Raw genomic sequence first — 13,120 nt, 5'->3', positions numbered from 1 at the left:
CAATGTAAATAGCATTAGCTATTAGTACAAGCGTGTACATATTATTCCATTTGTATTTTTTCATAGTTTACTTTTTTGGTAAATGTGGTATGGTTAATTATTTTCCAATGCTTAACATGTTGGCAAATAGTCTGTAGGCTCCAGGAACACCTTCTGGAAACTCTCTAAAGAAACTTAATCCTGTATACATATAATAGCCTTCACCATATTTTGCTACTAATAAACTTCCTTTTTTAGCCGATTCGCCTTTGTCGTGCATAGAAAGAATGGGAGTAAATTCCTTTCCCCAAGAGTTTGGGAAATATAAACCTCTTTCTTGAGTCCAACCTTTAAAGTCTTCTTGAGTAATTTTATTTGGCGTGTTTAAAATAGGATGTGTAGGTGCTAAGAATTTTACTTTAGCAAACTCGTCTGTTACACGGTCTCTAGAAAGCTCTAATTTATAAGGTGCTAATTCGTTTACTTTTAAACCTCGGCTTGTGTTGTATTGCACGATCATGTTCCCGCCATTGAAAACAAAATCGAATAATTGTTGTTGTTTGAATTTGATGGTTTCCAAAGTGTTATAAGCTCTTATTCCTACCACAACAGCATCGAATTGACTTAAAGTTTCAGGATTGATATCTTCGGGTTTAAGCAGAGAAACGTTATAACCTATTTGTTTTAAACTTTCAGGAACCACATCTCCAGCACCAACAATATAACCAATGTTTTTACCTCTTTTCTGAATATCTAATCGTACAATTTTAGTCTCCGAAGGCAGTAGTACCGTTTGATACGGAATGTGCTCGTATTCTATTTCTATTAACTCTTTGGAGTAGTTTTTTCCGTTTACAGTCATAACAGGGATTAAATGTCCTTCATGTTGATTTTCTGGAGGAGTAACACGAAAAAACACTGTTTTTTCTTCACCTTTATTTGTAATCTGAATGTCTTGTTTTGCTGGTGATACTTGCCAATTTTCAGGATAATTTAAACTTAAAGAACCGTTTAAATTATCTCGTCCAGACCTAACAATAACTGAAATATCTTTTGCCTGATTGTTTTCGAAAATGATGACTTTCTCTGGAATCTTCACTGAAGCCTCAGGAATAATTTCGAAAGGTTTGTAAACTTCTCCTTTAACAGGATCGTTCGTTTTATAAATGACAGATTTTGTGAAAGTAATTGGCGTATTATTGAAAAGTAATTTAAAAGATACTTCGAAAACACGTGGTGTTTCTGGTTTTCCAATTAATGCCTCATTAGAAACTTGATACATACCTAATGTTCCTTTTTCTGTTAGCCAATATGGGGTAGTAGGTTTTTGGTTACTAGGTATTTCTAAAATTTCTTGAAATTCAAACCCATTATTTTCTGTTAATGCTATTTGTTTTGAAATAGAAGTCTTGTTACATTCTATAGTTTCTAATTTAATAGGGTAGGAACTTCGATTAATGACTTCTAAATTTAGTTTAACAGTTTCACTTGGGGTTGCCTGACTAGTTTCTGAAGTTGCTTCTAAATACAATCCAGCACAGGCATAAATAATGTTTTTTATTTCTTTGGTTTTATAATTTCTCCAGTGTAAGTCTTCTAAATTCTGAATGAGTTGATAAGCTCTAACCAATTCTGGAATGGAAGCTGACGGGTTTGTGAAATTGTAATTAGCTTCAACTTGTTGCAGAATATTGCCAATGGCTTTACCACCATTCACACGATTCCAAGTGGTGTCAATGCCTTCAAAAAGATTGGTCTTGTCTTTTGGGATGTCTCCTTTTATCAACTCAATATATTCCATTTGAGACCCACGAGTTCCTGTGTTTCCAAAGCCTTGAGATTTATGCTGACTTCTACTTAAAGCCGCAATTTCTGTATTGCTTAAACCACTTGAAACATAAAACTCACCAGTGTCAAACTCTAACAAGTTGCTTTTGTCTGCTTTGTCAAACTTTTCTTGGCTACCGTAAAACCACCAAGAGGTGTTAAAGAACAAGCGTTTTGGTTGCCACAAACCAGTTTGTTGTAATTGGTTTGGATAAGCTGTATTCTTGCTTGTAATATCAAAAGCTTCAACACTTAACATAGCCGAGCTGGTGTGATGCCCATGGGTGCTTCCAGGACTTCTATGATCGAAACGATTGATAATAATATCTGGTTGAAACTGTCTGATAGCCAAAACCACATCGCTTAGAACCTCTTCTTTATTCCAAATCTCCAGTGTTTCGTCTGGGTGTTTGGAGTAGCCAAAATCGTTGGCTCGAGTAAAGCGTTGTTCGCCACCATCAATTTGTCTGGCTGTTAATAATTCCTGAGTTCTTATAACACCAAGAAGTTCTCTTATTTCTGGTCCTATTAAGTTTTGCCCACCATCACCACGTGTTAAAGACAAATAAGCTGTTCTAGCTTTTACATGATTAGACATGTATGATATAAGTCTTGTGTTTTCATCGTCTGGATGCGCTGCTACATAGAGAACAGAACCTAAAAAATTGAGTTTTTTAATAGACTCATAAATTTCGGAAGCATTAGGTTTCTTGGGCGCTTGAGAATATATATTTAAGCTTGAAAATAGTGTTATAATTACTACAAGTAATACTCTTTGCATAGTTGGTTTTTTTGAAAGCAATAAATATAAAAAGAAAACCAGCAAGCTTGCTGGTTTTAATGTTTCTTTAACGGTTACATATTTTTAAAGCCATTTCTTCTTCTTAAAATAATAAATCATTCCTATAAAAATAAGAATCATCACTCCCCAAAGAATATAATAACTGTACTTGTAATGTAGTTCAGGAATGTTATCGAAGTTCATGCCATAAATGCCAGCAATAAATGTAAGTGGAATAAAAATAGATGCCATAATGGTAAGTACTTTCATAACTTCATTCATTTTATTACTAATAGTAGTCATGTACATATCCATTAAACTCCAAATCATTTCTCGAGAAATATCAACAGAGTCTGATAATTGAATCACATGATCATAAATATCTCTGTAATATTGAATTGTATTTTGTTCTATTAAAGCGTGTTCGTTTTTTTCAATACGACTTATAATTTCACGTATAGGGAAGATGGAACGACGAATTTTTAAAACCTCCTTTTTAAGGTTTAAGACTTCCTGACTTAAATTCTCATTTATGTTCCCATTAAATAAAGCTTCTTCTAAGTCTTCAATTTTATTGCTCATTGTTTCTGCAACAATATAGTAATGATCTACAATGGCATCAATTAATGCATACAGTAAATAATCCGGACCAAGGGTTCTTATTCTACCATTTGCTAAACGAAGTCGGTCTCTAACATTATTGAAAACATCTCCTTCAATTTCTTGAAATGTCAGCACATAATTAGACCCAAGCACCAAGCTTATTTGTTCTATTTTAATGTTTTCATTATCATCATAATACAGCATTTTTAAAACTACAAAAATGTAGTCGTCATAAACATCAATTTTTGGTCTTTGCGAGGTGTTGGCAATATCTGCAATAATTAGTGGGTGTAGATTGTAGTGTTTACCAACTTTTTCAATGTCCTTAATATGGTTCAGTCCATTTATATTAATCCAAGAAACAGATTCTGTTTTTTTAAAATTAAAAGCTTCTTCAACCGATTTAAGTTCTAACTCGTTTATAAAACTATTGTTATAATCAAAAGCATCTATAAAGAGTTTTTCTGTTGGGTTTTCTCCAGTGTAAATGATAGAACCTGGAGACTGTTTAATATGTTTTTTGTATTTATTGGTTCTCTTTTTTGCCATAACGCATAAATATGACTATAAATATAAGATTTATTTAGAGAGCGTCAATACCTTCGTCAATAGCATCTTTTTTGACAAGTGTTACGGCTTTTTGTAACATTAAGTTATTTGGATAAGTTACTAAGTCGCCATTATCTAGGCGTAGATGTAATTGAAAGGCTTGAATATCTTCAATAATACCTTCTAACGGAAAGTCTTTATCGTGAATTTGAATTTTGTCTCCTACTTTATAAGGAAATGAAAAGAACATAATAACACCAGAGGTGATGTTGCTTAAAATAGACCAAATAGCAAATAAGGCGATTCCAATAACCGCGAAAACAGAAGAAAATACCAAAGCTAGGTCTTTTAATTGTGCACCAAAAATGAAAGTTTCAATAATAAGTGCTAGCATGACCAAAGTAACCGTAGTATACCTGCTTATTAAGCGAATACGTGCATCGTTTATACCTGTCTTTCTACCTAATTTATAAATTAATTTTTTTAAAATTAGTCTTAATATTAGTAAGAATATAATAATAAATAAACTTGCTAAAAGTTCGGTCTGATATGTTTCAAAAAAGGTCATTTATGAGAATTAGTTTGTTCCACAAAGATAGAATAGAAATAAAGAATTAGATGCACTCTTAAGTTATATTTAAGAAGAAACGAAGCTGTTTAAAGTTTTATAAACAAGATGAGTTGGTAAGCCAACCACATTAAAATAGGAGCCTTCAATTTTTGTGATTCCTATTTGACCAATCCATTCTTGAATACCATAAGCTCCAGCTTTGTCGAAGGGTTTACAGGTTTTTAGGTAGTAATTAATTTCATCATCTTCAAGTTTTTTAAAAGTAACTTTGGTGACGGCATTCACGGTTTTCTGAAGTTTAGTAGTTGTAAAACAAACCGAGGTAATAACCTCATGTGTGGCTTGACTTAAAGATTTAAGTATGTTAAAAGCATCTTCTTCATCTTTAGGTTTTCCAAGAGCTTTGTTGTTGTGCCAAACAATGGTGTCGCTAGTAATAAGGATGTCTGTCTCTTTTAATTCATTTTCAAAAGGAAGTGCTTTTAATTGGGCTAGATAATCGCTGATTTCAAAATGGGTTAATCGGTTTGGAAATTCTTCCTTTACGGGTTTTAAACGAATTTCAAACTCCAAACCTAACTCAGTAAAAAACTGCTGTCTTCTTGGAGAACCAGAAGCTAAAATAAGATGGTGGTTATTTAGTTTATTGTTTAACATTAATCAAGTAAAATATATTTATAAAGCCAAAGCGATAACATACCAAAAAACATGACTAATTTAAGCAGGTTACTTAAAACCTGATAGTCTTTTTTTGATTCTGCTGAAAAAGATTTTATCATGATATATATTAATGGAGCTATTACAAAAAGTAAAAAATAACCAACTAAAAACAACTGTTTATATAAGTGTGTAATAACATAATACACCACACCAAACAAAGGGATTAACAATAAGATAAAAACAATTTTTGTTGCTCTATCTCTGCCTATAGCAATTGGTAAAGTGTTCATTCCAGATTTATAATCGCCATCAACATCCTCTATATCTTTTACAATTTCTCTAATAAAATTAAGAACAAATGCAAAAATAGCATAGTCTATAATTATTTTAAAAAAAGTTATTTGTGTTTCTTGATTCTGTACTGTCATTACAGGAAGTAATTCAAATAAGCCTACAATAATAAGGCTTAATGAAACTAACAGAGAAATAACGATATTTCCTATTAATAGCACTTGTTTTAAATACGATGCGTAAATATAAAGTAAGGCTGAAATAATAACAAATAACGTAAAGAACCCACTTCTTCCAACTAAATGTGATAAGTAAAAACCAATTGCCACACCAATAACATTTAAGCTTATAAATAAAATGTTGGCTGTTTTTTCTGAAATAGTTTTGCCTACTATAACTTTTTCGGGCTTGTTGATTACATCTGTTTCAATATCGTAAATGTCGTTTATAATATAACCAGCAGCAGCTAAACAAACTGTTGTTAAAACTAATAATGAAAATCCAAATAAATTTAAAGTAATAGTGACTCCAAAAGGTTCTAAAAGAGCATATTTTATTAAGAATTGCACGAATGCTATCATTAATAGATTTTTCCAGCGAATAAGATTTAAAATGTTCAAATGTTAGAAGTTATTTTGTTATAAAGAGCAAAGCGAACCTACGCTTAAATTAATCGTATTTAGCATCAAAGTTACCATGCCATTTTCCTTGTACTTTTAAAACCTGTTCAATGACATCTCTCACAGCTCCTTTTCCGCCATTTTTATGAGACACATATTTAGAAATTGCTTTAATTTCTTGGACTGCATCTTGAGGACAACATGGTAAACCAACCAATGTCATAACAGGATAATCTGGAATATCATCTCCCATATACAACACGTTTTTAACCTCTATTTGATGTTTGTTTAAATAGTCGTTTAGTTGTTCTATTTTATTGTGTGCGCCAAGATATATATCTGTTAATCCTAAACCTTCTAACCTTTTTCTAACTCCTTCGTTTGTTCCACCAGAAATAATACAAACATTAAATCCTTTATCAAGGGCAGTTTTCAAGGCATAACCATCTTTAATATTCATGGTTCTTAACATCTCTCCAGTGGTTGTAACGGTTATAGTGCCATCTGTTAAGACACCATCGACATCAAAAATTAAGGTAGTAATATGTTCTAGATATTCTTTATAGCTTTTATCTTCCATGTGTTTTTTTTATTGAATTGGTAAGCAGGTTATAAATGTCCTTATGATGTTCATTTTCTAACTGTTTTAAATGCTTTTTAATGGTTTTTTTATCGTTGCGTTTTGCAGGACCTGTTTGTGCCATATAAGGAGACAAATTTTGTACTTTCTTGGCTGTTTCTAAAATTAACGGTTTTAATATATCAAATTCTACACCTTCTGATTCTGTTATTTCATGAGCTACACGATACAATTGATTGGTAAAATTATTCACAAAAACAGCAGCTAAATGAAGCGTTTTCCGTTGATCAGGATTTATTTTATATACTTTATTGCTTATTGCTTCAGCTAACGATTTGAGAAGTGGATAATTCTTTTTACCAATGGTTTCAATACATATAGGAATGTTTTTAAAATCTACTTTAGCGTCTTTAGAAAACGTTTGAAGTGGGTAAAAAACACCTCGTTTGTTTTTTTTGTCTAAATCGTAAATACTAACACTTCCAGAAGTATGAACCACTAAACGGTTTTCAAATGGTAAAGCTTTAGAAACCGTTGCAATAGCATCGTCGCTAACAGCAATAATATAGATGTCGGCTTCTTTTAACTCCAACAAATTATCTGTAATTGAAACTTTATTCTTAAAAGAGCTTATTTTACTAATATCTCTACTGTACCATTGTTTTACAGAAACGGCTTCTGTTTTATCAAACACTTTTAAGAGGTGATTAGCTACATTTCCTGCGCCAATGATGCTTACTGAAATCATGTGTCTAAATTAAGGATATTTAAATATAAACTTTGCGTTGTTTAAGTATTAATTTTTTAGTTTTTTCTAATTGTTTAATAGCTCTAATAACTGTTTCGACACGTAGTCCTGTTAGATCTGAAATTTGCTGACGCGTTAATTTTACTTCAAATAAACCTTCGGTATTTGCAGAATCTTTTAAATGATGTAATAAGGTTAAAATTCGATGTTCTGGTGGATGTATCGATAGTTCCTTCATGATTTTTGCCTTATAAAGCATTCTGTTACAAAGGAGTTTTGTAAATTTTAAATGAACATCTGGATGAGCTTTAAGTAAGTTTAAAAACACTTTTTTCTCAAGAACATATACTTCGCAATCTTCAAGACACATAGCACTAGCTGGATATGGAAAAGACCCAAATAGAGGTGGTTCTCCAAAAGACGTGTTTTTTTCAAAAAAACCTTGGGTAAACACCTTGCCGTTTTCTGTTAAATTAAACATTTTTACTTTCCCTGACTTTAACTGATAATAATACCTTGGCATTTCGGTTTCATTAAAAATAATGGCATCTTTTGAAAAGGTTTTCAAATTAGGATGATAGGTTTCAAGAATGGTAGATGGAATCATATTTGTATGATTTGAATCATAAAATAACAAAGATAAAATATAGAATTTTGTATGAAGAATTTAAATCACTAAAAAATGAATTTCTATCATAAATCTCTAAACGATTTTAGAGATAACTACATCTTGTATATCCCATTAACTATTATTTTGCAAAGTTGTATTGGTTCTATTGCTGCCATGTATATTTTAATGAATAGTACTGCAGACTCATTTAATTTTATTCAACTAACTTTGTGTGTTATATTTTCTATGGGTTATAATGCGGTTATTTTTGCTCAATTAAAAAGTAAACTGGTTTTTAACATGCTTATAGCCACATTAATAGTAAATATAGCTTTAATAGTAATTAATGTTATTCAGTTATCTTAAAAATAGACTATGCATAAAAAAGATTTAGAAACACGAGAAGATGTTTATTTATTGGTTTCAGCGTTTTATGCTAAAATTAGAAAGGATGCATTTTTGGGTCCTTTTTTTAATCGTGTCATTAAAGATTGGCCTGCACATATAGATAGGTTAACTACTTTCTGGGAAACCAGTTTATTTATTACTAGAAAATTAGAACATAAATATTATGGAAATCCATTAGCAGTCCATGTGCAAGTAGATCAAGAAAATAATAATGGAATTACACAAGAGCACTTTGGAAGTTGGTTAAACCTTTGGTTTGAAACCATTGATGAACTTTTTGAAGGCGAATATGCTTCAAAAGCAAAACAAAAAGCTCGAAAAATGAGTACATTTTTGTTTTTAAATATTTTTCAAGAAAGACAGAATAAACAATAAAGTTTCGCTTTTTTAACACGACAAAATAAACTAAATACCTTAAATTTGCACGACCAAATTTAAGAGTCTCTATATCATGCAAAATAAACTCGCTAAAATTCTTTTTTCTACCAGATTAACTTCCATTTTATTTCTTGTTTTTGCTGCTTCAATGGCAATAGGAACCTTTATGGATGCTGGACAAGACACATCTCCAACCCCTTATACCAGGAATTTAATTTACAACACTTGGTGGTTTGAAGCCATCATGGTAGTGTTTATGATAAATTTTATAGGAAACATTTCTAAATTTAGATTATGGCGTAAAGAAAAATGGGCTACATTAATTCTGCATTTAGCTTTTATCTTAATTATTATAGGAGCTGGAATTACTAGGTATATTAGTTTTGAAGGCATGATGGCTATTCGTGAAGGAGAAACGGAATCATCTATTTTATCTCATAAAACTTATATTACAGCTTATATAGATGGAGATTATATAGTAAACGGACAAGCCCAAAGAAAGATAATAGAAGAAGAAGTAGATTTCTCTCCAAGACTTGAAAACAGTTTTTATTTATCTACAGATTACAATAACCAAGAAGTCACTTTCGAGCTTGAAAAATTTATTGGTGGAGCTGAAAAAGATATTGTCCCAGATGACACTGGAAAAGAATATTTAAAAATAGTGGAAGCTGATGGCGCAGGACCTCATAATCATTTCTTAGAAGCTGGTAAAACACAGAGCATCCATAATGTCTTATTTTCATTAAATAAGTTTGTAGATGGCGCTGTAAATATTACTTCAAACGAAGAAGGTATAACTATACAGTCGCCATTTGAAGGGGAATACATGACCATGGCAACGGGAGCCACAGGGAAAGTAATAAAAGATTCGTTACAGCCTCTTATTTTGCGTTCCAGATATGTTATTGGTAATATGCAAATGGTTTTTCCAAAACCTGTTATAAAAGGAACGTTTGATATTGTAAAAAAATCGCAACTTTTAAGAGGAGATGAAAATGGAATGGTTTTAAAAGTTACTTCTAAAGGCGAAACAAAACGTGTGAAACTTCTAGGAGGACAAGGGTATAGTAAGCCTTTTGAGCAAGTGAAAATTGGAGGTTTAGACATCGCTGTTAAATACGGTTCGAAAGTTATCGATCTACCTTTTAGTATCAAATTAAACGATTTTATAGCTGATAAATATCCAGGTACTGAAAAGAGTTATTCAGCCTATGCGAGTGAAGTGACTATTATAGACGAAAAAGAAGGTGATTATAACTATCGTATTTTTATGAATAACATTCTAGATCATGGAGGGTATCGATTTTTTCAAGCCGGTTTCGATCCTGATGAAAAAGGAACAAAACTCTCCGTTAATCATGATTTCTGGGGAACGTGGGTAACTTATATTGGTTATTTCTTACTGTACTTTGGAATGCTTGCTATTATTTTTGATAAAAACACCCGTTTTGCTGATTTAAAACGCATGCTAAATAAAGTAAAAAAGAAAAAAGAAAAAGCACTATTAATCATATTCTTATGTCTTGGAGTTCAAGGATATTCTCAAGGTCATTCTCAAAGTGCTGGTCATGATATTGGAAGGCCAAGTAAAACACAAATAGATTCAGTTTTAAAAGTTAATATAACACCAAAAGCACATGCCGATAAATTTGGACATTTAGTGATTCAAGATATTGGTGGACGTATGATGCCTGTAAACACTTATGCTTCCGAAATGCTTCGTAAGTTAAGTAAACATGATACCTATGAAGATTTCGATGCCAATCAAGTATTTCTTTCTATTCAAGAAAGTCCACTGCTTTGGTATAATGTGCCAATTATCTATTTAAAACCTCAAAAAGCTGATTCTCTTCGAAAAATAATTGGAGTTGGAAAGGATGAAAAATATGTGTCATTAGTGAACTTTTTCACTGAAAACGGATCGTATAAATTAGCGCCATATTTAGAGGAAGCGTACAAAGCTCAAATCCCTAATGGTTTCCAAAAAGAATTTAAAGAAACAGATCAACGTGTCAATTTGTTATACAATACTATTGAAGGGTATGCTTTAAGAATATTCCCTATTCCTGAAGACGATAATAATAAATGGATTTCTTCTGTTGAGTTTAGAAGAGATAATTATAGAGAACAAATTAAAGACTCCCTTTATGGCAATTTTATAAATAACGGGTTTAGTGCTTATTTAATAACCTTAAATGCAGCAAAACAATCTGGAGACTATACAAAAGCTAACGAATTACTGGAGTCTTTTAGTAAAACACAACACAAGTTTGGAACATCTGTAATGCTTTCAGATAAAAAAATTAATGCTGAAATACTTTATAACAGATACGATATTTTTAAAAATCTATATAGCTGGTATATGTATGCTGCTGCATTTTTATTCATTATCTTAATTGTTCAGATTTTTAAAGAGAGAAGTAAAGCTCTAAGTATTTCGGTTAATGTTTTTAAAATTATCATACTTGCTTTCTTTTTAATGCACACTTTAGGACTAATAGCACGTTGGTATATTTCTGGACATGCACCTTGGAGTGATGCATACGAATCTATGATATATGTTGCTTGGGCAACCATGCTCTTTGGTTTGATTTTTGGACGAAAAAGCGATTTAACCATTGCTGCAACAGCTTTTGTAACCTCTATGATTTTAATGGTTGCACATTGGAACTGGATGGATCCAGCTATTGCTAATCTACAGCCTGTTTTAGATAGTTACTGGTTAATGATTCATGTTTCTGTAATTGTGGCTAGTTATGGGCCATTTACGCTAGGAATGATTTTGGGCATTGTATCGTTGTTATTAATGATTTTTACCAATAAAGAGAATAAAGCTAAAATGCAACTTAATATCCAGGAGTTGACCATTATCAACGAAATGGCTTTAACTGTTGGATTAGTCATGCTTACTATTGGTAACTTCCTTGGTGGTATGTGGGCTAATGAAAGTTGGGGTAGATATTGGGGTTGGGATCCTAAAGAAACTTGGGCTTTGATTAGTATTATGATTTATGCATTTGTTATCCATATGAGATTAGTTCCTGGACTACGTGGACGATTTGGTTTTAACTTAGCATCCATTATTGCTTTCTCAAGTATTATGATGACATATTTTGGAGTTAATTTTTACTTAGCAGGATTACATAGTTATGCCAGTGGAGACCAAATAGTTAGTGTTAAATTTATAGCTATTGCTTTTGGAATCGTTGGTGTTTTAGGGTTACTAGCCTATAGAAAGTATGCTAAGTTTTATAAAAAATAACCTAATAGACTAAACAAAAAAAGACTGCTATTAGCAGTCTTTTTTTGTTTAAATTAATATTGTTTTTAAAGCTTTATTGGGCTTTTATCTAAATTTAAATCATCCAACATGTCCTGAGTAAATTTATAATGTCCACGTCGTGTAATAATTTTAAATCTATCGTCTTTCATTCTAGTTAATACGTCTAGAAATCGCCATTTAGATTTTAATAATTTTGGTTCTTCAGATTTTAATCCAATTTCAAAATAGTGCTTTCTTCCACCTTTTTCGGCAACGATATCTGGTGTTATAGATATGTCACTTCCTTTTTTTAGGTAAGATTTAGGTGTTTCATAACCTTCAGCATCTGCTTTAATGTTATCAAAACCTAGGTTCTCTAAATACGTTAACGATTCTTTTAAGAATACTTGATTTTCTAATTTGTCTTGAGCTATCATGCCATAAATATATAACAATTTAATGAGATATTTGGTTAATATCCTGTTAAATCAATTTTTGATTATTCATTTTCAATGAGTTACCCTTTTCGATTAACTAATTTTATAATTTGATACATATCTAATCCATTTTAATTCTTAAAATGTAATTTTGTAAATTACATGCTTTAAAGACTATAAATGATAGAAACATTAAAAGATAATTATGGTTACTTATTTGAAGAAGAGCTGCTTCAAGAAATAAATAGAGTAGGTGTTTTTAAAGAAATTTCTGAAGGAACCAAGCTAATTGAGATAGGCGATTATATTAAATCTATGCCACTATTAGTAAGTGGCGCCGTTAAAATATTACGAGAAGACGAAAATGGCGATGAGTTAATTTTATACTTTATTGAAAGAGGCGATACATGTGCTATGACATTATCTTGCTGTATGGGACAAAAAAAGAGCGAAATAAGAGCTGTTGCTGAAACTAATGCATCACTTATTATGATACCTGTGGAGTTTATGAGTTTATGGATGAGTACCTATAAGAGTTGGCAAAATTTTATACTTCAAAGTTATCATGAAAGAATGTCTGAACTACTTGAAGCTATAGATACCATAGCCTTTCTAAAAATGGACGAACGACTTCTAAAATATTTAAGGGATAAAGCCATGGTAAATCAAAATGATGAGATTCAAGTTACCCATCAACTTATTGCTAACGATATGCACACTTCTAGAGTTGTTATATCTAGAATTTTAAAAGCACTCGAGAGAAATAATAAAATAAAGATTAATAGAAACCGAATTACACTTTTAGATCTTTAA

At 31.4% G+C, this 13,120-nt stretch carries 13 protein-coding genes; 4 read left to right on the top strand and 9 right to left on the bottom strand.

Going from position 1 to position 13,120, the window contains the following annotated elements; genetic code table 11:
- Positions 1–97: 97 nt before the first annotated feature.
- The 8 genes from ACI5KZ_RS13580 to ACI5KZ_RS13545 form a co-directional block, all read right to left on the bottom strand.
- A complete protein-coding gene (locus tag ACI5KZ_RS13580; RefSeq protein WP_406847923.1) occupies positions 98–2,587 on the bottom strand; it encodes a PIG-L family deacetylase in 2,490 nt (829 codons plus the stop codon).
- Positions 2,588–2,671: 84 nt separating this feature from the next.
- A complete protein-coding gene (gene corA, locus ACI5KZ_RS13575; RefSeq protein ID WP_109307998.1) occupies positions 2,672–3,739 on the bottom strand; it encodes a magnesium/cobalt transporter CorA in 1,068 nt (355 codons plus the stop codon).
- A 34-nt stretch (positions 3,740–3,773) separates the two neighbouring features.
- Positions 3,774–4,307 carry a mechanosensitive ion channel domain-containing protein gene (locus ACI5KZ_RS13570; RefSeq protein WP_109307999.1) on the bottom strand — a complete coding sequence of 178 codons (534 nt, stop codon included), beginning with the start codon at positions 4,305–4,307 and terminating at the stop codon, positions 3,774–3,776.
- Positions 4,308–4,376: 69 nt separating this feature from the next.
- Positions 4,377–4,967, bottom strand: coding sequence for a Maf-like protein (locus ACI5KZ_RS13565; RefSeq protein WP_109308000.1), 591 nt, complete (start codon positions 4,965–4,967; stop codon positions 4,377–4,379).
- Positions 4,967–5,842, bottom strand: coding sequence for a geranylgeranylglycerol-phosphate geranylgeranyltransferase (locus ACI5KZ_RS13560; protein WP_406847922.1), 876 nt, complete (start codon positions 5,840–5,842; stop codon positions 4,967–4,969). The genes ACI5KZ_RS13565 and ACI5KZ_RS13560 overlap by 1 nt, the downstream gene beginning before the upstream one ends.
- Before the next feature lie 88 nt (positions 5,843–5,930).
- Complete coding sequence (locus tag ACI5KZ_RS13555) at positions 5,931–6,461, bottom strand: HAD family hydrolase (protein WP_109308002.1); 531 nt, start codon at positions 6,459–6,461, stop codon at positions 5,931–5,933.
- Positions 6,451–7,209 (bottom strand): Rossmann-like and DUF2520 domain-containing protein, encoded by a 759-nt coding sequence (locus ACI5KZ_RS13550; protein ID WP_109308003.1) that lies wholly within the window; start codon positions 7,207–7,209, stop codon positions 6,451–6,453. The genes ACI5KZ_RS13555 and ACI5KZ_RS13550 overlap by 11 nt, the downstream gene beginning before the upstream one ends.
- A gap of 19 nt (positions 7,210–7,228) precedes the next feature.
- Positions 7,229–7,816 (bottom strand): Crp/Fnr family transcriptional regulator, encoded by a 588-nt coding sequence (locus ACI5KZ_RS13545; RefSeq protein WP_109308004.1) that lies wholly within the window; start codon positions 7,814–7,816, stop codon positions 7,229–7,231.
- Between the two features lie 75 nt (positions 7,817–7,891).
- On the opposite strand from ACI5KZ_RS13545, the gene ACI5KZ_RS13540 reads away from it, so the two are divergent.
- From ACI5KZ_RS13540 to ccsA, 3 genes are all read left to right on the top strand, one after another.
- Entirely contained in the window at positions 7,892–8,185 is a 294-nt protein-coding gene (locus tag ACI5KZ_RS13540) for a hypothetical protein (RefSeq protein ID WP_109308005.1), read from the top strand.
- Positions 8,186–8,194: 9 nt separating this feature from the next.
- Positions 8,195–8,602 (top strand): group III truncated hemoglobin, encoded by a 408-nt coding sequence (locus ACI5KZ_RS13535; protein WP_406847921.1) that lies wholly within the window; start codon positions 8,195–8,197, stop codon positions 8,600–8,602.
- Positions 8,603–8,678: 76 nt separating this feature from the next.
- The gene (gene ccsA, locus ACI5KZ_RS13530; protein WP_109308007.1) at positions 8,679–11,870 is read left to right on the top strand and encodes a cytochrome c biogenesis protein; all 3,192 of its coding nucleotides are present in this window, start codon (positions 8,679–8,681) and stop codon (positions 11,868–11,870) included.
- A 65-nt stretch (positions 11,871–11,935) separates the two neighbouring features.
- Here ccsA and ACI5KZ_RS13525 read toward each other — a convergent pair whose 3' ends face one another.
- Entirely contained in the window at positions 11,936–12,307 is a 372-nt protein-coding gene (locus tag ACI5KZ_RS13525) for a hypothetical protein (protein ID WP_109308008.1), read from the bottom strand.
- A gap of 180 nt (positions 12,308–12,487) precedes the next feature.
- On the opposite strand from ACI5KZ_RS13525, the gene ACI5KZ_RS13520 reads away from it, so the two are divergent.
- Complete coding sequence (locus ACI5KZ_RS13520) at positions 12,488–13,120, top strand: Crp/Fnr family transcriptional regulator (protein WP_406847920.1); 633 nt, start codon at positions 12,488–12,490, stop codon at positions 13,118–13,120.

The organism is Xanthomarina sp. GH4-25 (assembly GCF_045363175.1).
Classification (GTDB): domain Bacteria; phylum Bacteroidota; class Bacteroidia; order Flavobacteriales; family Flavobacteriaceae; genus Xanthomarina.
This window is presented reverse-complemented; position numbering and strand designations above follow the sequence as displayed.